Below are 21,383 nucleotides of genomic sequence, written 5' to 3'. Positions count from 1 at the left end.
CGAGGTAAGAACAGATGAAACTGATGCCCTTCGCGTCCACCCTGGCGATACTGCTGCTGGCAGCATGCTCGCAGGCACCCAGCAATGACGATGCGACCACCCATGGCTCCGCTGCGACGGCTGACAACATGGCTATGTCGGCCACAGAACATGCACAGATGGCTGATCGGGAAAAACCCGCTTCGCCCGAGAGGGCTAAAAACGCTTCAGCCGCCGGCACGGTGGAGTCCGTCGACATTGCTGCCGGCAAGATCACCATCGCCCATGGCCCGGTAGAGGCACTGCACTGGCCGGCTATGACGATGGGCTTCACGGCATCGCCCGAGCTGATCGCTCCGGTGGAGGTCGGACAGAAAGTGCAGTTCGATTTCGAGGCGCGAGGCATGACGGCCAGGATCACCCGAATCGCTCCTGCACAGTAGCTGGGTCTGCGGGATATCCGAGGAGCGGCGGTGTCGCCCTCGGACCAGAACTGCGTCGGCCACTAACTGGCTTCACCTGGAAGCTGACCTCGCGAAAATGGCGAAGGAGCGGCGCTATGTCGAGACAGGCTCGCCGTGGACGGTGTTGCCATCGGCCACGGGCGACCTTCCTCAGCTCCGCCGAGTAGAGGCGGAGGGTCCGCCACCTCATTTTGATTCTACAAGAATAGTTGTATAGTGCAGTTATGAAAGATGACTTTGCTGTCTCAGCGCTGTCTGCCCTTGCGCATTCCGACCGCCTAGCCGCATTCAGGATGCTCGTGCGCGCAGGCCCCAATGGCATGCCGTCGGGCGAGATCGCCGAAGCGCTTGGGATTGCGCCACCGCGCATGAGCTTTCACCTTGCGACCCTGGAGCGGGCGAGCCTTCTGCGCTCTTGGCGCGACGGGCGGCGCGTCCTGTACGCGGCCAGCTACGAGGACATGCGCCAGCTTCTTGAATTCCTCACTGAGGACTGCTGTTCCGGGAATCCGGACATCTGCGGCGCCCTCAATAACCTCGTCACTCCTTGTACCGCGGAGACCTGCGCATGAGCTTTCCTCAGCCCTTTAACGTCCTGTTCCTATGCACCGGTAATTCAGCCCGCTCGATCCTGGCCGAGAGCGTCCTTCGCAAGATCGGCGATGGCCGTTTCAATGCGTTCTCCGCGGGCAGCCACCCCAAGGGGGAGGTCCACCCTCTGGCAATCGAGACGCTGCGTCAGGCCGACTACCCAGTCGAGGGCCTGCGCTCCAAGGCGTGGGACGAGTTCGGAGTGCCGGATGCCCCGCGCATGGATTTCGTGTTCACCGTCTGCGACCAAGCCGCCGGCGAGGCCTGCCCGTTCTGGCCAGGACAGCCGGTTACCGGGCACTGGGGCATCGAGGACCCTAGCCACGAAACGCGCGGGGACATGTGGCAGCGCGCTGCCTTCCGGCAGGCGCTGGTGTACATGGAGAACCGCATCAAGGCGTTCGTCGCGCTACCGATCCACACGCTGTCGCGGGCGGCCTTGACGGCGCAGGTAAGCGACATCGGGCAGTTCGAGGGCGCCACGTCGCCCCGACCCGACCCGACGTGGCTTGAGGGATCATCATGACGCTGACGATCTACCATAACCCGGCCTGCGGCACGTCTCGGAATACCCTTGAAATGATGCGCCAGTCTGGTGAAGACCCGGTGGTCATCGAGTACCTGCAGGCGCCGCCCACGCGCGAGAAGCTGGTCGAGCTGCTCGCCGCGATGGGCATGTCCCCTCGTGAGCTCCTGCGCCAGAAGGGAACACCGTACGCTGAGCTGGGCTTGGATAATCCCGCGCTCACCAACGAACAACTGGTGGACGCGATGATGGCGCACCCGATCCTGATCAACCGTCCCATCGTTGTTTCCGACCGGGGCGTGGCGCTGTGCCGACCGTCCGAAAAGGTGCTCGCGCTGCTCGACAACCCGGTGTCCTCCTTCACCAAGGAAGACGGCGAAATCGTGACCGCAGCCGGGGCGTCGACGTGATTGATCGCATTGCCGTAGATCTGCCGAGCATCGACGCAACGCAACTTGCACCGATCGACGTTGACGCACTAGCTGGGCCCGGCGAGCCAAGGCACCCACCGCGGATCCTCATCCTCTATGGATCGCTGCGGGAACGCTCTTATTCCCGGCTGCTGGCAGAAGAAGCCGGCCGACTCTTGCGCTGGTATGGCTGCGAGGTGCGAATCTTCGATCCGCATGACTTGCCACTGCCTGACGGAGCCACCCCGGATCATCCGAAGGTGGGTGAGTTGCGCGAGCTCGCGTACTGGTCCGAAGGCATGGTTTGGGTCAGCCCGGAACGCCACGGCGCCATGACCGGGATCATGAAGGCACAGATCGATTGGATTCCTCTGGCCGACGGCGCCAAGCGCCCAACACAAGGCAAAACCTTGGCGGTGATGCAGGTGTCCGGCGGCTCGCAGAGCTTCAACGCGGTAAACCAGCTGCGCGTCCTCGGCCGGTGGATGCGTATGGTCACCATCCCGAACCAGTCCTCGGTGGCCAAGGCATTCCAGGAATTTGATGAGGCCGGACGCATGAAGCCATCTGCGTACTATCAGCGAGTTGCTGACGTGTGCGAGGAGTTGGTGAAGTTCACTTGGCTCGTGCGTGGTCGCTCTGTGTATCTGACCGATCGCTATTCCGAGCGCGTTGAGAGCGCCGAAGAACTGTCCAAGCGCGTGAATCAGCGCTCCATCTAACCTTTGTCGGAGCGCGGCATGCTTGCCCTCGCGATATTCATCGTCACCCTTGTATTCGTCATCTGGCAGCCGCGCGGATTCGGTATCGGTTGGTCGGCACTCGCCGGCGCCGCAGTAGCGTTGGCCACCGGCGTCGTCGGGTGGGGTGACGTCGCCACGGTGTGGGGGATTGTCTGGGATGCGACGTTCACTTTCGTCGCACTCATCATCATCTCGCTCATCCTAGACGCAGCCGGCTTCTTCGAATGGGCTGCCCTGCATGTGGCCCGCTGGGGCGGCGGCAATGGCCGGAAGCTCTTCCCGCTGGTCGTCTTGCTGGGCGCTGCGATCGCGGCAGTATTCGCCAACGATGGCGCTGCACTCCTGCTGACGCCGATTGTTCTTGCCATTCTGCTGCGCTTGAACTTCCCGCCTGCAAGTGCGCTGGCGTTCACTGTGGCTTGCGGCTTCATTGCTGATACGGCCAGCCTGCCGCTCGTTGTCTCGAACTTGGTCAACATCGTCACCGCGAACTTCTTTGACGTCTCATTTGGACGCTACGCAGCGGTCATGGTGCCGGTGAATTTGGTGTCGGTCGGTGCCACGCTGATCGTCCTGTGGCTCTGGTTCCGCCGCGACATTCCGCGCACTTACCCGCTCCACGATCTTGAAGCGCCGCATGAGGCGATCCGCGACAAGGCAGTCTTTCGCGCCGCCTTGCCCCTTCTTGCATCGTTGCTCGTTGCGTACTTCGTAACCGGGCCGCTCGGCGTCCCCATCGCCTTGGTGACGGGTGCGGCTGCGCTGGTGCTGGTGGCAATTGCAGGTCGCTGGGCGAGAGGCGGCCGAGGCGCCACCATGGCCCTGACCAAGATTCTGCGCGGCGCGCCTTGGCAGATCGTGCTGTTCTCGGTTGGCATGTATCTTGTGGTTTATGGGCTTGGCAACGCCTGGCTGACAAAGGTGGCAAGTGCGGTGCTTGAGTGGCTGGCAGCGCAGGGAACCTTTGTGGCCACGATCGGTACCGGCTTCGCGGTGGCGGGTCTCGCATCGATGATGAACAACATGCCGGCAACCCTGGTGGGCGCGCTGGCCATCGACGGGGCCAATCTTCCGGCCGCCACCCGCGAAATGATGATCTATGCCAACGTCGTGGGCAACGACCTTGGCCCCAAGCTCACTCCGATTGGGTCGCTCGCGACCCTGCTGTGGCTGCACGTCCTTGCCGGCAAGGGCCAACGGATTACGTGGGGGCAGTACATGAAGGTGGGGCTGATCCTCACGCCCCCCGTCCTGTTGGCCACGCTCATCGCGCTCTGGATCTGGCTGCCGCTCGCGCAATGACCGCGTGGACGCAAGGCCGCCGTCAGTGATCACAATTTCTTCAGGGGTGCTGCGGTGGGTGGCGGCGGCACCGGTCCCGGGTCGTTGAAGCACAGCATGACCTGATCGATGCCGAATTGGTCGGCAAGCACCCGCGCGGTCACCGCGTGCACCAGGTCCAGGTCGACCGAGGGCGCCGCGACAGTGATGGTGGCCGCGATCGCACGACCGTGCTCTTTGGCGGGGACCAGGCGCAGGTCATCGACCGCTTTCACGCCCGGGTCGGTAAACATCGCCGCACGCACCTGTTCCAGGTTGATCTCGTTCATGGTGTCGAAGATTCCAAAGCAGTGCCACCGGCGCGGGGAGCTCGGTCGCGATGCAGCCAACGATAGAGCACCGGCAGCACCAATAAGGTCAATGCGGTGGATGAGACGATACCGCCGATGACGACAGTGGCCAGCGGCCGCTGCACTTCCGAGCCAGCACCGACATTCAAGGCCATGGGTAGGAAGCCCAGGGAGGCCACCAGGGCGGTCATCAGCACCGGCCGCAGGCGTCCAAGGGCGCCGTCGCGCACAGCCTCGTCCAGCGGATCGCCCTGTTCGCGCAGACGGCGGATGAAGGCGATCATGACCAGCCCGTTGAGTACGGCCACGCCCGACAGCGCGATGAAGCCCACGCCGGCCGAGATCGACAGCGGAATCCCGCGCAAGGCCAGTGCCAGTACACCGCCGGTCAGCGCCAGTGGCACGCCACTGAACACGATGGTCGCATCCTTGGCCGAACCGAAGGCCATGAACAGCAGAGCAAAGATCAACGCCAGTGTCACCGGAACGACCACGCCCAGGCGTTGGGTGGCCGAGATCAGCTGCTCGAAGGTACCGCCGTAATCGATCCAGTAGCCCTCTGGAAGCGCGACATCCTGGCCGATGCGTGTGCGCAACTCGCCGACGAACCCGCCCAGATCGCGCTCGCGCACGTTGGCGGTGATCACCACGCGGCGCTTGCCGTTCTCGCGGTTGATCTGATTGGGCCCGCGCTCCACCTGGATCTTGGCCACTTCCCGCAGCGGCACCGTGCGAGGCCCCCCATTGGCGCCGGCGGCCAGACGGCTGGACTCATCGACACTGGTGCTTGCCGGCAGCGGAATGGGCAGATCTGCCAGCACAGCGGGGTCTTGGCGCTGCGCTTCGGGCAGGCGCACGACCAGGTCGAAGCGGCGGTCGCCCTCGATCAACTGGCCGGCAACACTGCCCCCAATGGCCGTGGCCACCGTTTCCTGCACATCGCCCGGGTTCAGGCCATACCGTGCCAATGCCGCCGGATCTGGCGTGATGGTCAACAGCGGCAGGCCCGAGACCTGCTCGGCCTTGACGTCTTCGGCGCCAGGGACGCTGCGCATCACCCGCTCGACCCGGCTGGCCAGACGCGTCAGCTGGTCCAGATTGTCGCCGTAGACCTTGACCGCCACGTCCGAACGGACGCCGGAGATCAACTCGTTGGTGCGCATCTGGATGGGCTGGGTGAACTCGTAGTTGCTGCCCGGAATTTCCTTGGCCGCCGCCTCCAGCTCTTCCACCAGCTCGGCCTTGGGCTTGCGCGGATCGGGCCACTGGTCGCGGGGCTTGAGCATCAGGAAGGTGTCGGCCATCGACGGGGGCATCGGGTCGGTGGCCACCTCGGCGGTGCCGATCTTGGAGAAGATGTTGGCCACCTCCGGGAACTGGGCCAGGCGCTTCTCCAGCGTTTCCTGCATAGCCACCGACTGCTCCAGGCTGGTGCCGGGAATACGCATGGGCTGCAAGGTGATGTCGCCCTCATCCAGGCTCGGCACGAACTCCGAGCCCAAGCGGGTGGCCAGCACGCCACAGCCCACCACCAGCACGGCCGCGCCTGCCAGCACCACGACCCGGCGCCGCAGTGCCCAATCCAGCAGCGGCGTATAGCGGGCCCGCGACCAGCGCATGAGGCGGTTGTCGTGCTCAGCCACGCGGCCGCGCAGGAAGGTGGCGATCGCCGCCGGCACGAAGGTCAGCGACAACACCATGGCGCCGGTAAGGGCGAGCACCACCGTGATCGCCATCGGGTGGAACATTTTTCCTTCCACCCCGGACAGCGCGAAGATCGGCAGGTAGACCGCCGCGATGATGCCCAGGCCAAACAGGCTGGGACGGATCACCTCGGCGGTGGCCGAGGCGGTCAGGTCATAGCGCTCTTCATCGTTGAGCTGGCGGCCCAGCGCGTGCTGCGCCTCCCCGAACCGGCGCAGACAGTTCTCGATGATGATCACCGCCCCGTCCACGATCAGGCCGAAGTCCAGCGCACCCAGACTCATCAGGTTGCCCGATACGCCGCCACGCACCATGCCGATGATGGTGAACAGCATCGCCAGCGGAATCACCGCCGCGGTGATCAACGAGGCGCGCACATTGCCTAGCAGCAGGAACAGCACCACCACCACCAGCAGCGCGCCCTCGATCAGGTTCTTGGACACCGTGCCGATGGTGCGGTCCACCAGCGCGGTGCGGTCATAGACGGCCTTGGCATGTACACCGGCAGGCAAGCTGGCGTTGGCGGCGTCCAGCTTGGCCGCGGCCGCCTGGGAGACCTCCCGGCTGTTGGCGCCGAACAGCATGAAGGCGGTACCGACCACGACCTCATGGCCATTCTGGGTGGCCGCGCCGGTGCGAAGCTCCTTGCCTTCGCCCACGCTGGCCACATCGCGCACCCGGATGGGCACGCCGTCACGGCGGTCCAGCACGATGTTGCCGATCGCCTCTAGATTGGCCAGCTGACCTGGCACGCGCACCAGGAACTGCTGGCCATTGCGCTCGATGTAGCCGGCGCCAATGTTCTGATTGTTGCGCATGACCGCGGCGACCACGTCGTTCAACGTGAAGCCCAGCGCCACCAGCTGGGCCGGGTCGGGGGTGATGTGGATCTGCCGCTCAAAGCCGCCGATGGTGTTGACCTCGGTGACGCCCGGCGTGGTGCGCAGCTGCGGCCGGATCACCCAGTCCTGCAGGGTGCGCAGGTCCGTGGCCGTGTACGGGGTGCCGTCGGGCTTGCGAGCGTTGGGCTCGGCCTCCACGGTGTACATGAAAATCTCGCCCAGCCCGGTGGAGATGGGGCCCATTTCCGGGTCCAACCCTTCGGGCAGCTGGGAAGAGATCTGCTGCAGGCGCTCAGCGACCTGCTGGCGGGCAAAGTACAGGTCGGTGCCGTCCTTGAACACGACAGTGACCTGGGAGAGCCCATAACGCGACAGCGAGCGGCTGTAGTCCAGCTTGGGCAGGCCGGCCATGGCCGTTTCAATGGCAAAGGTCACCCGTTGCTCGGCCTCCAGCGGCGAGTAGCCCGGGGCTTGGGTGTTGATCTGGACCTGGACGTTGGTGATGTCCGGCGTGGCGTCGATGGAAAGGTGACGGTAGCTCCACACGCCCAGCGCAACCAGCGCAGCGGTGAGCACCAGCGTCAGCCAGCGATGGCGGATGGACAGCCCAATGAGGCGTTCGAGCATGGCGGGCCTCATTCCTCTTCCACGGTGGACTTTTCGATGTCGGCCTTGATCAGGAAGCTCTGAGCCACCACCACCTGTTCACCGGCCTTGAGTCCTTCCAGTACTTCGGCGCGTTCGGCGTCGCGGCGGCCCAGCTTGACCGGCCGGGTGTGGTAGGTCTCGCCCTGCTGCACGTAGACCACGTCCTGGTCTTCAGCGGTCTGCAGCGCGGTGATCGGCACCACCAGCGCTGCCGATTGGCGATCCACAGTCACCCGCGCCTTGACCGCCGAACCGGGCCGCCACAGGCCATCGGTGTTGGCCACCGTGGCGCGCGCAATGGTGCTTTGGCTGGCGGTGGCGGTGCCGGGAAGGACGCGCTCTAAGGTGGTCTGCGCCGTGACGCCATCGCTCAAGCGGGTGACCGTCACCGGCACGCCGGCACCGATGTGCTGGACGTCGGCCCCGAAGATGTGCAGGTCCACCCACAGCGTGGACAGGCCCGCTACCTCGAACAGCGGTGCGCCCTCAGCGGCTGCCATGCCCACAGCGGCCGTACGCGCCATGACCACGCCACTGATCGGCGCGGTGACGGTGTAGGTGGTCAGGCTCAGGTTGCTCTCCACGGTGGCCAGTGCCTGGCCGGCGCGTACCTGATCGCCCACGCCGGCTCGCACGGAGCGGACCGGTCCGGGAAAGCGTGCAGTGACCTGCGCGATGCGCCCGTCAATCGGGGTCAACAGCCCTTGCACCTCATGCTCATCGGCAATCTCACCGGGGCCTGCAGGCGCGACCTGGATACCCGCCGCCTGCGCCGCTTTGGCGGCAATCTTGGTTTCCAACGGTGCCTCCTCGTGCTCACCGTGTTCTTCGCCCTCAGCGGCGGCGCCGCTCTCGGAGGCTTCGTTGGGGGCCGACGCGTTGCAGGCGGCCAGCATCAGGGCCATGCCCAGTGCGGTCCAGGAAAAGCGATTCATGGGGTCTCTCCAGTGGAAGCGGCCGCCGGCGGCGTGACAAGCGCCTGGCCGGTCAGTCGTTGAATTTCGATCAGGGCGCGCTGCGCATCGAGCGCCACGTCCAGCTGCTGCTGGGCCATGGCCGTGCATTCGGACTGCAACTGTGCCCATTCCAGGTAGCTGATCGCGCCAGCGCGATAGGCGCGCTCGGCGGCCTGCTCAGCCCGGGCCAGCTTCGGCAGCACGTCGCCTTGCAACCGTGCCACCTCGGCCTGTGCCACGGTGTAGCGGCCATGGGCCTCGACCAACGTGGAATACAGCGACAAGCCCTTGGAATCGCGCTCGATTGCCAGCACCTCCAGTTCGGCTTCACCGGCGCGAATCTCCGGCTGTGCACGGCTGCGGCTGCCCAGCGGCATGGACAGGCTGGCCACCAGCGCGGTGTCATCGGACTCCTGCAGGCGACGCACACCCAGCTGCCAGGACAGGTCCGGCGCGGCCGCCGAACGCGCCAGCTGCAGTCGTGCCTGCGCGATCCGACGGGCGTCGGCAAACTGCGCCAGTTCCGGAGTCCGCTCCAGCTCCTCGGCCAGCGTCTGCATGGACGCGATCGCCGGCAAGACCATGGGATCGGCCGCAGCCACCTCGAAGCTGGGAGCACGTTCGCCCCACAGTGCGGCCAGATGCTGACGAGCGGCGATTCGCTGCTGCTCGGCCCGATCACGGGTCAGCTCGGCCCGCGCCAGTGCAGCTTGGGCGGTGAGCACCACCGATTCTGGTGAGGCGCCGGCCTGTAGGCGCTGCCGGGCGGCCGCCACGGTCCGCTGGCGCTGACCGACATCCATGTTCGCCAGTTTGCGTTGCCGATCGGCACCGACCACGGCCAGGTAGCGCTGCGCCGTTTCGGCGAGCAGGTCCAGTCGGCCGGTCTCCCGCTGCACGGCCAGTGCATCAATCCGGCCCTGGGCCAAGGTGCGGCGGGCGTCGAGCTTGCCGCCGCGCTCCAGGACCGAGCTCAGGCTCAAGGTCAGTTCCGCGCTGTCCAGGCCGCGGGCTGCGCCAGTGCCCAAAGCGTTTTCGACCTCTGCACCGACCGTCCACGGTGGGCGCTGCACCGCCTGATCGCGCTCGGCAGCGAGCACGTTGGCCCGAGCATCGACCAGGCGCAGCTCGGGGTGGGTTTGGGCCACACGCGCAAACGCGTCGTCCAAGGTCATCAACTCGGCGGCCGACGCCGGCGTCGCCATTGCGCCGCCCAACAGCAGCCATGCGGCTATCGCCGCCAATCGCACATGCATGGAAGTACTCCGAAGGTTCTCGATATCGACAGGGTGCCGGCGCATGCCGGCGGACCTCACCCTGCGATCGGCGGTCGGAATGGCGCAATCGGGTGCGCGTGCGGATACGTCGGCGTATCGGCGTTCAGTACGGGCAAATACCGGCCGATGTCCGCCACGGCCAGCAGGATCTCAGGTGCCGGCACGGCTTGGCCGCAACACAGCACCAGCTGCTGAAGCCGGTGCAGGGCGACGTCTATGCCACGCTCGGCAGCTGGCGGCGACACTGCCGGGCCGCGGTCGGCAGTGGCCAGATGGGTTTGAACATGTAGCTCGCCGACCAGTGCCAGCACCGGCTGCGCCACCAGACCCACGGCCAAGTGCGCCAGCAGGAGCCAGCGCAGGCCAGAACCCAGCCGGCCAAGCCTGGTCATACAGCCGTCTTGCGCGCGTCGGCACGTGCCCGGCGGGCATCACCCAAGATCTCGAAGGCCTCCTTGATCACGTACAGGCCGATCAGGGCGCCGATCACGAAATCCGGGTACGGACTGGCCAGCCACCAGACCAGCAGGCCGGCCAGGATCACGCCAACATTGGCGACCACATCAGCCCGGGTGAACAGCCAGGTGGCTCGCAGATGCACTTCGCCGGACTTTAGCGGCGCCAGCATGCGCAGCACGGTCATATTGACCGCCAGCGACAGCAGGGCGGTGCCAATCATCCAGCCGCTGACCGGCTCGGCGCCGTACATCACGCGACGGCCGACCTCAACCAACACGCCCACACCCAGCACAAGCAGCACGCTGCCGCTGACCCACGCGGCATTGGCCTTGAATCGCGCCGTGCGCCCGATAGCGACCAGGCCAATGGCATAGGCGGTGGCATCGGACAGCATGTCCAGAGCGTCGGCCAGTAGGCCAGTGGAATGGGCAATCCAGCCGGCGATGCCGCCGATCACGGCCATCGCCGCGTTCAACGCTAGGGCGATCCAGAGGACGCGCCGCTCCTGCGCATTCTTGGCCTCGTGGTGGCAGCCGCAATCACTCATCGGAACATCTCCAGTCGCAGGGAAGCCGGGCCCGGGCGGGCCGCTGGCATGACACAGCAGGTGAGGGTAAAGTCCGTAGCTACTACGGAGTCAAGCGTACTACGAATGAAAATCAGTGAGGCTGCCGACGCCAGTGGATGCCACCTGGAGACGATCCGCTATTACGAGCGGATCGGCCTGCTGCCGCGCCCGGGGCGCTCGGGCAATGGCTACCGGGTCTATGGCCCGGCCGACATCGAGCGGCTGCGCTTCATTGCGCGCGGCCGGGACCTAGGCTTCAGCCTAGAGGAGGTCCGCAGCCTGCTGCAGCTGGCCGGCGATGAGGAGCTTTCGTGCGGGGACGTGGATCGGCTGGCACGCAGCCATCTGACCGACGTGCGGGCGCGCATGGCCGACCTGCAGCGCATGGCCAGCGAGTTGGAACGGGTGATTGCCAGTTGCCACGGTGGGCAGCGGGCGGAATGCACCATCCTGTCGACCCTGCGGCAGCCGGTCGCTGTGGAGGCCACGCGCCAGTGACCGAACTGGACCGCTACCTCGATGCGGCCACGCGCCAGAACACGGTGCGCAGCTATGCGTCGGCGCTGCGGCACTTTGAAGTCGAGTGGCAAGGCCACCTCCCAGCGACACCTGACAGCGTGGCCCGATACCTGGCCGCGTATGCGCAGACCCTGGCCACCAGCACCCTTCGCCAACGCCTGGCGGCCATCGCCTCTTGGCACCGCGACCACGGATTTGTCGATCCCACCCGGTCGCCGCTGGTGCGCAAGGTGCTCAAAGGCATCCAGACCCTGCACCCCGGGCAGGTCAAGCAAGCCGCGCCGCTTCAGATTCGGCGGCTGGTCGAGCTCGACGACTGGCTGGCCGCTGCGATCGCGGCGGCACGCGCGCGGGGCGACGGAGCGGCAGCGCTGCGCCACCAACGGGACCGAGCGCTGGTGCTGCTCGGATTCTGGCGTGGCTTTCGCGGCGATGAACTGCTGCGTCTGGACGTGGCCCATCTCACGCTGGTGCCGGGACAGGGGATGACCTGTTTCCTGCCGCGCAGCAAGGGCGATCGCCGAGCGGCCGGCGTTACCTACAAGGTGCCGGCGTTGTCGCGGCTGTGCCCGGTGGAGGCGACCCAGGTGTGGCTGCAGGCGGCCGACCTGCAGGAAGGACCGGTATTTCGGGCGGTCAACCAATGGGGCCAGGTGAGCGCCGAAGGCCTCCATCCCAATAGCTTGGTGCGCCTGCTACGCGAGTTGCTGACCAGTGCCGGCTTTGCCGATGCGGGGCTCCACAGCAGCCATTCGTTGCGCCGCGGCTTTGCCAGTTGGGCCAACGACCAAGGCTGGGACATGAAGGCGTTGATGGAGTACGTGGGCTGGCGCGATGTGCAGTCGGCCATGCGCTACCTGGATGGGCGTGACCCGTTTGCCCGGGACCGCATTGAAGCGAGCCTACCCAGTCCAACCGCGCCGGTACCGGCGATGGCACTGCCGGCACCCGAGGGCAAATCTGCGCTGCAGCTCCGTCTGCGCATGGTGCTGACCCCGTTTGCCCGCGCGGGCCGCGGCGCGGCCAAGGCCCGGGGCCGGATTGAAGAGATCTGCTTGGCTCCGTTCCAGGCAGTGCGTCTGAACACCGCCAGCAGCGAGTACCGGTTAACTGTTCCCACCGATCCCGATCGGGATCTGGATGAAATCCTGGCCACGTTGCTCGATGACATGCACCGCATGGCCGATACGCACCAGTGTTTCCTGGAAGCGTCTCTCAATACAGACGACGGCCGGCACTGGGATTGATCCCCTCATAACCTCCGGATCCAATGGCTACCCTTCACGAGACCGCCTACCCGCGACTGAAGCCTGATCCCACCGCCAAGGAACTGGAGGAGATCTCTACCCCCACCGCCGCTGAGATTGCATTCGCCAAGCAGCTGACCACCCAGCCGGGTCCGCAACTGGCGGTACTGATCCATCTCAAGCTCTTCCAGCGCTTGGGTTACCTCACAGTGTTGGCCGAAGTGCCCGAGCGGATCCGGAAGCACATCGCCAAGGCCGCCCGACTCGGGCGCGTATTGGACACCGACCAGCTCGAACGCTATGACGCCTCCGGCAGCCAGCGCCGGCATATGCCGCAGCTGCGGCAGTTCATTGGGGTGCGTCCCTTGGACAAAGCTGGGTTGTCTTGGCTGGACACAGTGGCCACCGGAGCAGCCCAGACCAAGCACACTATCCCGGACATCGTGAACGTCCTGCTCGAAGAGCTGGTGCACCACCGCTACGAACTGCCAGGCTTCCGCACCTTGGAGCTGGCCGCCATTGGCGCACGCGAGCGGGTCAATTTGGGGTACTACCGCAGCATCAGCCACGCACTGACGCCTGCCACACGCACGCTCATTGACGAATTGCTGCGCGCACCGGAAGGCTCCAGATTTACTGGCTGGCAATCGCTCAAGCGCGAGCCTGGCCGGCCGACCAACAAGGAAGTTCGTTTTTATCTGCAGCACATCCGCATGCTGCAGCAGTTGGCTGACCAACTGCCTCCCATCGATGTGCCGGTGCCCAAGCTCAAGCAATTCCGTGCAATGGCTCGGGCCTATGACGCCAGCGAACTGGCCGAATTGGCTGAGGACAAGCGCTATGCGCTGGCCACCATCTTCATTCGCTCCCAGCACGCCAAGACGCTGGATGATGCAGCCGAGTTGTTCATCAAGCAGGTGCGCGGGCTGGAGAACACGGCCCAGCAGAAGCTGCTGGCTTACCAGCTCGAACATGCCAAGCGGGCCGACTTCCTCATCGGCCAGCTCAAGGAGATCCTGCAGGCCTATCAGCTCGACGGCAGCGATAGTCAGCGCGTGGATGCCATCGACAACAGCCTGGAAGCGGAAGTGTCGACCTTGCTGGCCGAATGCGAAGAACATATGGCCTACGCCGGGAAGAATTACCTGCCTTTCATGCTGCAGCCCTATGGCGCGGTCAGGCCGCTGCTGTTCAATGGGCTTGAGCTGATGAACTTGCGGGCGACCAGCCACGATGCCGGCATGGAGCCGTTGATCGCAGCCGTGCTCTCGCTGCGCAACCAGCGCCGTGAGCTGATCGAGGTCGCTTCCCTCGGTTTGGACCCGGAAAAGGACTTCGACTGGATGTCCAAGCTCTGGCGTCAGCACGTGTTCGGCAAGCGGGCCAGCGCGGCCGGCGCCGGCTGGATGCACCGGAAGTATTTTGAGGTGGCCGTGCTGGTGCAGGTCAAAGACGAGCTGAAATCCGGAGATCTCTTCATTCCCAGCAGCGAACGGTTTGACGACTACCGCGAGCAGCTGGTCGATGAAGCCACCTTGGCCCAGGAACTGGAAGCCTATGGTCAGGTGTCAGGCCTGCCCACCGACGCCGAGTCTTTCGTGGCGGGGTTGCGTGCACAATTGACCGCCTTGGCCGATGAGGTTGACGCGCGTTTCCCGGAAAACGCGCATGCGGACATCCTAGATGGGCGCCTGGTGCTGCGGAAGGGGCAACGGGCCGAAGTCTCCAGCGCGATTACCGCCGTGGATCGCCTCATCGCCGAACGGCTCCCAGAGTCCAGCATCGTAGATGTCCTGATCGATGCCAGCCAATGGCTGGATCTGCACCGTTTCTTCCGCCCGATCGCCGGTACCGAGAGCCAAGTCGAAGATCTGCCCCGACGTGTGATCACCACGCTATTTTGCTATGGCTGCAACCTGGGGCCGACGCAGACGGCGCGGTCGATCAAGGGTTTCAGTCGGCGCCAGGTCGCTTGGCTCAACCTCAAATACGTGACCGAGGATGTGCTTGAGAAGGCCATCGTGGAGGTCATCAATACCTACAACAAATTCGACTTGCCGGGCTATTGGGGCAGCGGGAAGAGCGCCTCAGCAGATGGCACCAAATGGAGCGTCTACGAGGACAACCTGTTGTCGGAGTACCACATCCGTTACGGCGGTTACGGTGGCATCGGCTACTACCACGTATCCGACAAATACGTGGCGTTGTTCAGTCACTTCATTCCCTGTGGCGTGCACGAGGGCATCTACATCCTCGACGGCCTGCTGGCCAACACGTCCGACATCCAGCCTGAGATCGTCCATGGCGACACGCAGGCCCAAAGCTACCCGGTCTTCGGTCTGGCCCACATGCTGGGCATCCAGCTGATGCCCAGGATACGAAACATCAAGGATCTGAATTTCTTCCGGCCCGAACCTGGCAGGGCCTATAAGAACATCCAGGCATTGTTCGGAGACAGCATCGACTGGCAACTGATCGCCACCCATCTCCACGACATGCTGCGGGTGGTGATCTCGATCCGATTGGGCAAGATCACCGCGTCCTCGATCCTGCGCCGGCTGGGCACCTATAGTCGGAAGAACAAGCTGTACTTCGCCTTCCGGGAACTTGGCAAGGCCGTCAGAACGCTGTTCTTGCTGCGCTACATTGATGACAACGAGATCTGCAAAACGATCCATGCTGCGACCAACAAGAGCGAGGAGTACAACGGCTTCGTGAAGTGGGTCTTCTTTGGCAGCCAGGGGATCATTGCTGAGAACGTCCAACACGAGCAGCGCAAGATCATCAAGTACAGCCAGCTGGTCGCCAACATGATCATCCTCCACAACGTGGAGGGCATGAGCCGCACCTTGGCTGAGATGCGGAAGGAGGGGATTGAACTGACGCCCGAGATCCTGGCCGGCCTGTCGCCGTATCGGACCAGCCACATCAATCGCTTCGGCGACTACCATCTCGACCTTGATAGGGAAGTGGCGCCGCTGAGCTATACAGCGAAAGTCCTTGAACAGGCCCCATAGACGGGGAGATCCGCTATCGGGACAAGGAAATTATGATTTTGTTTCAATCGCTTAGGCGGTTTTTGGCCCTGTACGTAACGATTCCCTGCCGACCCTCTACTACTGTCGATTCCGACCACCTGCTTCACGGTGCCGGCCCAGTGCGGATACTGGCGCCGCAGTGCCGGCACGACGATATTCTTGACCGCGTAGTTTATTTTCAACCCTGCCTTGGCCGCTGGCGTGGCTTGCCGGTTACCGACCCAGATACCCATGACGCGGTCACCGTCGTAGGAGGTAATCTTGCCGCCCTCCTTCTTGATGATGGTGGCGGCGCAATGCAGGAACGCTTTGTAGATCTCCGCGCTCAGCCACCAATGCTCGGCATCGACCATCTTGGTGGAGCCTTTAAGGTCTGCGTACAGGACCGTGGCGCGATCAAACTCGACTGCGTCGTTGCCGAGCCGCAGATCCTCAGGATCGGGCACGACCTGGCCCTGTCGGGTTGACCATTGGTTTTGCGTGATCGCTTCCACTGCTGCCGTCATCTCTTCCAGCACTGTCATGGTCAGTCTCTCGGTCCAGCGGCGAGAATCCGGGCGCGGATCTGCTCGCACGCCGGTGCCAGCAAGGCACGGGCATCGGCACCAGGTTTGTATCGGTAAGGAACGGTAGTCAGCCCCGCCAGATCGCTCGGCAGCTTCAGCTTGTCTTCGCGCGGCTCCATCAGGAAGGCGCGCCGACGTCCCAGAAACCCAATGAACATGCCCAGCTCAAAGACGACGTTGTCGCGCATGACCGGCCACTCGTCACCGCGGCTGATCACCATGTCGTCGGCATGCGCCACGGCAATTGCAAAGTCCGCCTGCTCCAGCTGGGCCTCCAGCTCATCAAGGGTGTAGTTGGCCGCGCGGAAAACGCCGTGGTCCCAGACCACCGTCAGGAAGGGATCGTGCTCGAAATGCTGCACCAGCAGGCGGGTGACCGGCAGCGCCTCCACCGAGGACATCACGAAGACCCGGACCCGTTCGCGGGGGGCCGTAATCATTCGGTTACGCTCCTTCAGCCGGCGCGACAGAGCAGCTGCCAAGCGCCGCCAGATCAATGGGTGTGCATCGGCAGCGCGACTGAAATCGCTTTCAGGCACCTTCAACACCACTGTGGGCTCGGTGGCGGTAATGGTGGCCGCACGCAACTGGGTCGGCTCGATGGCTGCCATCTCCCCCACGTGTTCCCCGACTCGGCGGGTATTGACCACCTTGCCATTGACGATCACGTCCACCGCACCGGCAACGATGAAAAACACGTCGGTTTCGGCATCTTCTTGCGTGATGAAGGACGCGCCAGCCGCGACTTCCAGCAGTTCCCCGGCCTCAGCCAGCTGCGTGGCAGCAGCCTCCAGCCCCGCCAGGGTGCGGAACTCGGCCAAGGCCGCCACCAGTCGCCTGCCGCCGTCGGCAGAAAGTCGCTCGATAATGCTCGCCCCCATACCTTCCCTCCCTTGAAAGTGTGAACTGGCTCCCAATATACGACAAATGAACCAGCCGAAAACCGGTTGGTGCCCGGCCCGAGAGCGACGCGACCCGCTCCGGCTCGGTCTCCATTTGGCCGCAGGGAGCAGGACGATGGGACATAGCTGGAAGGAAGACCGCACCAAGAAGCGCCTTACCACGCGTTACGAGGAAGTCCGTAAGGTCGATATTCGTGACTACACGCGCGAGACCTCGTTGGACAATATCGCGGTCAACCGCGCCTATCGGGTTAACGGCGCGCATGTCTACATCGACATCGTCAATCTGCAGGACATGCTCAACTGCACCAATGTTGAAGGGGAAACGTGCCACAAGCGCGCTCTCCGCTTCCTGAATCAGCATTACCGCGCCGTCCACCGCCTCCTGGTCGAGAGTGAGACGGTCCGCGTGGATTTCCACAACCAACGGTTGCATGCGGTGGTCACCAAGCCCTATGGCGATGCCGATGAGCGCGCACGGATCGAGCGCGCGGTGGCCATTGCCCAGCTGACCATCGACGTTCTGGCCGAAACGGGCGATACGGATGAGCACATCCCTAATGCACAGGTCCGTGTGGGTATCGACAGCGGGCTGGCACTGGCCGTCAACAACGGTCGCCGCGCCAGCCGCGAGCCGCTCTTCCTGGGCTCCCCGGCAAATCAGGCCGCCAAGTGCGCCGGCCATGGCGTGGCGGAGGGCATTTACCTCACCCATGGTGCACGGGCGCTGCTCGAGCTGCCGGCGCTGAGCGGCGACAAAGACCGCACCACGCCGCTGACCCAGGATCAGGTGGCGGCCTGCGTTGAGGCGGCAGGCTTGGGCGTTTCCAAGACGCGGATCATAGAGCTCTGGAAGGAGGAGCAGGAGGACCTGCCCATTGGCGAATTCGAATTCAGCCGCCCTACCCCGCCGATTTCCGATCTGGACTTCAGCCTGCTTAGCGCTGCCAAGTCCAAGCGCTTCGAGGGTGTGTCGCTGTATGCAGACATCGACGGCTTCACCAACTTCGTAGATAAGCATCTGGATGAGGATCCGCAGCATCTGGTACGCGCTCTCCACGTGCTGCGGTCAGAGCTGGATGCGGTAGTGCACTTGGACTTTGCCGGGCGGCGCATTCGCTTTATCGGCGATTGCCTGCAAGGCGTGCTGCTGGAAGGTACCTCAAAGGAGACCGACACCGAAGCGACGGTGAGTACAGCTGTACAGTGCGCAGGCGCACTTCGCAGCAGCTTCGCCGTGGCCATTGACTACTTGAACTCCGAGGGTTCGATCACCGAGGAGCTGGGTCTGGCCATCGGCTTTGAGCTTGGGCCGCTGGCACTGTCCCGGCTGGGAATGAAGGGCAGTTTGGTGCGCTGCGCAACCGGCAGGGCGGTGCTGGCCTCGGAGGCCGAACAGCGGCAGTGCGATGGCGTGCAGACCGCGATCGGTGAGAAGGCCTACAACGCCGGTACCGACGCAGTTCGTCGAGTGTTCGCATCTGACCGAAAGGTGGCCAACCTCGATTACGCGGCAGCGGTGGAAGAACTGGCCGCGTCGGGTGACCCAGTGGCCAAGGCGGTGTTGGCGGCCCATTACGCAGAGGCGGCCCCCGCGGTGGTTCCCGGCCTTGAACAGCCGATCCGCCCGCACTCAGATATCCACTGATGGCGTTGGCCTTCGAATTGCTGCAAGGCGTGGCATCGGACTACGGTGCCACGCTGCATCGCGCCGCAGGCGGAGGGAGGGCTGAGATCTCGGTCACTCGTCCAGGCGGGGCTGTGCATGTTTTCACCCTGGCGATCTCCATCGCCGGGGAGCACGTGTCTGCTAAGGAAGCCCCAGGACACCACCAACTTCCGCAATTCTGCCCTGACAGACACATCAACCCCAACCAAAGCTTCTGCCTGGGATGGGGTGACGGTAAGCCGGGGCACATTATCGACGAAGCGGCAGCCAGACAGTGGTGGTCGACGGTGTATCGATTCTTGGCCCATCAAATCAGCGCGAATGTACGCAGGGTCTTCCCAGGTGCAGAAAACGGCCGCGCCCATGGCGACGCGGCCAAGCATCAAGCTATCGCGGAGCAGGCGGCCGAATGCCTGGGCCCAGAATTCAAGGCGGCGGCGCAAGCCGGTCTGTTCGAAGTCCGGCAAGATGTGCGGCCGGGAAAGCGTCGACTGGAGCTGTGGCGTGGCGATCAACTGATTGCGCGCGTTTCACTTCGCAGCAATTCCCTGATTTCCGGAAAGCTGGCCTGCCCCTGCGGTTGCCGACCGAAGCGCACGACAGCGGAATGCGCGGACCACGCCGAAGCTCTGGCGACCTATGTCCTGGAGCGGCACCGCTGCGCGCTAGCCGACAGGGCCTTCCTTGATCAATGCGCTGCAGCGGGAATGGCTTGCTGCGGGACCTTGGAGACATGCGGTCTTCGCAACGCCATCCGGCGCAAGCAAGTCGGATGCACGAAGAAAGAGAACCCTCAACATGCAAGAAGTTCGAGATACTGGCGACCGCCAGCCAAATCAAAGCGACCGCGTTAACGCTGCATGGCAGCAGCTTCAACTCGTTCTTGGCTTCTTCTCGCGAGTGGACACGAAGCTATCGGTGGGTCTGGGCATCAACCTGGGCATGCTGGCGATGCTCTCCACCCGAATCCCCAAGCCAGAAGATCTCACCCTGCTTGTTTCAGTCGTTGGCGTGCTGTTCCTGACGCCCCTCACTTTGAGCTTCTGGAACCTGTGGTTGGGCTATTTTCCCGATCTTCGCGGCGGATCCAATTCGCTGATCTTCTTTAGTCGAATCGAAAAAATGACCGAGTCTGAGTTCCTGCGCGCGTGTGAAACCAGAACGCTGGATGGGTTTGAGCGCGACGTGTTGGGCCAATGCTGGAGGAATTCCAAGATCCTGGTCGCTAAGTTCAAGTGCTTGAAGAGGTCTTACCTCGCTACCGCCCTGACCATTGCACCTTGGATGGCGCTCATTACCCTGCTGCCACCGCCTGTAAAGTAGCAGCACGCTATCGATCCGGTAAAGTCGGCACCATGGCACCTTGATTGAATGAATCCCCCTCGAATCAGGTGGGGGCGTCACCCCTTGGCAGCCATTGCATTTGGCTTTCGGGAAACAAGAGGGCCGACGGTCGCCAGGGTCTTTCCCTCATACAGTCCTCATCCATCGCCATTGCACCCCATCGAGCCACCAGCTCGACAGTACGTCCATGGAACGACTGCCTCACCGGATCGAGGGAAGCGGCGTGCGTGATGTCGCCCTCGCCGGCATACGTCCCAGCGGCGGCAATCCATCTCGCAGATGTCCGACTTCGGCCAGAAGTGGGCATCTACCCTACCCCCGATAACGAATCCTAATCATGAAGCTGGATGCCTCCTCCCGCGTTTGGCGGAGGACAACTTCCGGCCCAAAGCACCTCACAACCCGGCGTCCGAGTCTTCTGCTCGACTGCGTCTTCTACGCCGCCCTCTACTCCGCGATTCCCAGTGCATCATGCTTTCTGATTTGATCTTCCGGCTAAGCACCGGCTCTGGATGCCCTATCCATGGGGGGGGCGCTCCTCAAGGGAGATCGCTTTTCGGAACGTTGCAGGAGTCGAACGCTACCGGGGTGTCTCCTAGCTCCTCACAAGCGGTCGCTAATGACACGAGGAACTCAACCGCAAGCTTTCAAGCTTTGAAAGCCCAACCGGCGCAATTTCGCATTCCCAACCATGCGATTTGAAAGTGCTTCCACGCCTAATTGCCCGCAATTAAGTGCATTGCAATCAATATGTTAGCCATATTGCAGGGGGTTGCGCGCACGAGTAGAGTTGTTGTCAGTGCGCGACCTTGCGCGGCCAGACCACGACTGAGTACGGCAGATGTCCGAAGACTCGCTCGAAACGAAGTACCTGCGCACCTTCGGCGCTGTTCTGTCTGCGGCCCAGACCGCAAGGATCCTTGGCTACAAGAGCACTGCGTCGTTGGCCAAGGCGCGCGCACGCGGGTCGCTGCCCTTCCAAATGTTCCTGCTGCCCAAGCGCCGCGGCTGGTTTGCCGACACTGTCGATGTTGCCGCCTTCGTGGATTCTGCGAAGGCATCGTCCGGCGGCTAGCCGCATTTCCCAACCCACCAGGAAGCCCTGAGCATGAGCTGAAACCGCCCTCTCTGACCCCTGGAAATGACAATGCCCCCGCGTCAACGAGGGCATTAGCCTCTCGAAAGAGCGAGAGGTAGGAAGTACTAAACACCAACAGGTTTAGGCTCCTTCATTTCTTCCGCGAAGTCAAGCCGCCAGTGATGGTCGGCCAGACAGGTGTTGCCTTTACATGGGCCGGCA

20 protein-coding genes are annotated in these 21,383 nt (G+C 63.7%); 12 read left to right on the top strand and 8 right to left on the bottom strand.

Annotated features, from left to right (window positions below):
- Positions 1-14 precede the first annotated feature (14 nt).
- The 6 genes from POS15_RS07035 (at position 15) to POS15_RS07010 (ending at position 4,015) form a co-directional block, all read left to right on the top strand.
- A complete protein-coding gene (locus POS15_RS07035; protein WP_246333236.1) occupies positions 15-422 on the top strand; it encodes a copper-binding protein in 408 nt (135 codons plus the stop codon).
- A 245-nt stretch (positions 423-667) separates the two neighbouring features.
- Entirely contained in the window at positions 668-1,015 is a 348-nt protein-coding gene (locus POS15_RS07030) for a metalloregulator ArsR/SmtB family transcription factor (RefSeq protein WP_102789628.1), read from the top strand.
- Positions 1,012-1,560: an arsenate reductase ArsC gene (locus tag POS15_RS07025; RefSeq protein ID WP_102789629.1), complete on the top strand. Its 549-nt coding sequence runs from the start codon at positions 1,012-1,014 to the stop codon at positions 1,558-1,560. The genes POS15_RS07030 and POS15_RS07025 overlap by 4 nt, the downstream gene beginning before the upstream one ends.
- On the top strand, positions 1,557-1,970 hold the full coding sequence (gene arsC / locus POS15_RS07020) for an arsenate reductase (glutaredoxin) (RefSeq protein ID WP_102789630.1): 414 nt from the start codon (positions 1,557-1,559) through the stop codon (positions 1,968-1,970). Before POS15_RS07025 ends, arsC begins: the two co-directional genes overlap by 4 nt.
- Entirely contained in the window at positions 1,967-2,692 is a 726-nt protein-coding gene (arsH, locus tag POS15_RS07015) for an arsenical resistance protein ArsH (protein ID WP_102789631.1), read from the top strand. Before arsC ends, arsH begins: the two co-directional genes overlap by 4 nt.
- Before the next feature lie 18 nt (positions 2,693-2,710).
- On the top strand, positions 2,711-4,015 hold the full coding sequence (locus POS15_RS07010; protein ID WP_284129283.1) for an arsenic transporter: 1,305 nt from the start codon (positions 2,711-2,713) through the stop codon (positions 4,013-4,015).
- Positions 4,016-4,044: 29 nt separating this feature from the next.
- Here POS15_RS07010 and POS15_RS07005 read toward each other — a convergent pair whose 3' ends face one another.
- From POS15_RS07005 to POS15_RS06980, 6 genes are read right to left on the bottom strand one after another with little or no spacing between them, the layout of a single operon-like run.
- Complete coding sequence (locus POS15_RS07005) at positions 4,045-4,323, bottom strand: hypothetical protein (protein WP_074052285.1); 279 nt, start codon at positions 4,321-4,323, stop codon at positions 4,045-4,047.
- A complete protein-coding gene (locus POS15_RS07000; protein WP_284129282.1) occupies positions 4,320-7,517 on the bottom strand; it encodes a CusA/CzcA family heavy metal efflux RND transporter in 3,198 nt (1,065 codons plus the stop codon). Before POS15_RS07000 ends, POS15_RS07005 begins: the two co-directional genes overlap by 4 nt.
- A gap of 8 nt (positions 7,518-7,525) precedes the next feature.
- Positions 7,526-8,473 carry an efflux RND transporter periplasmic adaptor subunit gene (locus POS15_RS06995; protein WP_102789691.1) on the bottom strand — a complete coding sequence of 316 codons (948 nt, stop codon included), beginning with the start codon at positions 8,471-8,473 and terminating at the stop codon, positions 7,526-7,528.
- Positions 8,470-9,750 carry a TolC family protein gene (locus POS15_RS06990; protein WP_102789690.1) on the bottom strand — a complete coding sequence of 427 codons (1,281 nt, stop codon included), beginning with the start codon at positions 9,748-9,750 and terminating at the stop codon, positions 8,470-8,472. The genes POS15_RS06995 and POS15_RS06990 overlap by 4 nt, the downstream gene beginning before the upstream one ends.
- Before the next feature lie 56 nt (positions 9,751-9,806).
- Positions 9,807-10,163: a hypothetical protein gene (locus POS15_RS06985; RefSeq protein ID WP_102789689.1), complete on the bottom strand. Its 357-nt coding sequence runs from the start codon at positions 10,161-10,163 to the stop codon at positions 9,807-9,809.
- The gene (locus POS15_RS06980; protein ID WP_102789688.1) at positions 10,160-10,777 is read right to left on the bottom strand and encodes a cation transporter; all 618 of its coding nucleotides are present in this window, start codon (positions 10,775-10,777) and stop codon (positions 10,160-10,162) included. The genes POS15_RS06985 and POS15_RS06980 overlap by 4 nt, the downstream gene beginning before the upstream one ends.
- A 105-nt stretch (positions 10,778-10,882) precedes the next feature.
- Here POS15_RS06980 and POS15_RS06975 point away from each other — a divergent pair, with 105 nt between their 5' ends.
- Genes POS15_RS06975 through POS15_RS06965 form a run of 3 tightly spaced genes read left to right on the top strand, consistent with a single transcriptional unit; the run spans position 10,883 to position 15,581 of the window.
- A complete protein-coding gene (locus POS15_RS06975; protein ID WP_017160757.1) occupies positions 10,883-11,296 on the top strand; it encodes a helix-turn-helix domain-containing protein in 414 nt (137 codons plus the stop codon).
- Positions 11,293-12,564, top strand: a complete 1,272-nt coding sequence (locus POS15_RS06970; RefSeq protein WP_102789687.1) for a site-specific integrase — start codon at positions 11,293-11,295, stop codon at positions 12,562-12,564. Before POS15_RS06975 ends, POS15_RS06970 begins: the two co-directional genes overlap by 4 nt.
- A 23-nt stretch (positions 12,565-12,587) precedes the next feature.
- Positions 12,588-15,581, top strand: coding sequence for a Tn3 family transposase (locus POS15_RS06965; protein WP_074058973.1), 2,994 nt, complete (start codon positions 12,588-12,590; stop codon positions 15,579-15,581).
- On the opposite strand, the gene POS15_RS06960 is transcribed toward POS15_RS06965, so the two are convergent.
- Both POS15_RS06960 and POS15_RS06955 read right to left on the bottom strand, forming a co-directional pair.
- Positions 15,548-16,126, bottom strand: a complete 579-nt coding sequence (locus tag POS15_RS06960) for an adenylate/guanylate cyclase domain-containing protein (protein ID WP_174704360.1) — start codon at positions 16,124-16,126, stop codon at positions 15,548-15,550. The genes POS15_RS06965 and POS15_RS06960 overlap by 34 nt on opposite strands.
- A 2-nt stretch (positions 16,127-16,128) precedes the next feature.
- Positions 16,129-17,049 (bottom strand): TIR domain-containing protein, encoded by a 921-nt coding sequence (locus POS15_RS06955; RefSeq protein ID WP_102789235.1) that lies wholly within the window; start codon positions 17,047-17,049, stop codon positions 16,129-16,131.
- Between the two features lie 136 nt (positions 17,050-17,185).
- Here POS15_RS06955 and POS15_RS06950 point away from each other — a divergent pair, with 136 nt between their 5' ends.
- The 3 genes from POS15_RS06950 to POS15_RS06940 all read left to right on the top strand — a co-directional run bounded on the left by POS15_RS06950 (position 17,186) and on the right by POS15_RS06940 (position 21,158).
- The gene (locus tag POS15_RS06950) at positions 17,186-18,718 is read left to right on the top strand and encodes an adenylate/guanylate cyclase domain-containing protein (RefSeq protein WP_102789236.1); all 1,533 of its coding nucleotides are present in this window, start codon (positions 17,186-17,188) and stop codon (positions 18,716-18,718) included.
- A 705-nt stretch (positions 18,719-19,423) separates the two neighbouring features.
- Positions 19,424-20,062 (top strand): Pycsar system effector family protein, encoded by a 639-nt coding sequence (locus POS15_RS06945; RefSeq protein WP_146027614.1) that lies wholly within the window; start codon positions 19,424-19,426, stop codon positions 20,060-20,062.
- Between the two features lie 862 nt (positions 20,063-20,924).
- Positions 20,925-21,158, top strand: a complete 234-nt coding sequence (locus tag POS15_RS06940) for a hypothetical protein (RefSeq protein WP_102789238.1) — start codon at positions 20,925-20,927, stop codon at positions 21,156-21,158.
- The last annotated feature ends 225 nt before the right edge of the window (positions 21,159-21,383 follow it).

The sequence above is a fragment of the Stenotrophomonas sp. BIO128-Bstrain genome (assembly GCF_030128875.1).
Taxonomy (GTDB): domain Bacteria; phylum Pseudomonadota; class Gammaproteobacteria; order Xanthomonadales; family Xanthomonadaceae; genus Stenotrophomonas; species Stenotrophomonas bentonitica_A.
This window is presented reverse-complemented; position numbering and strand designations above follow the sequence as displayed.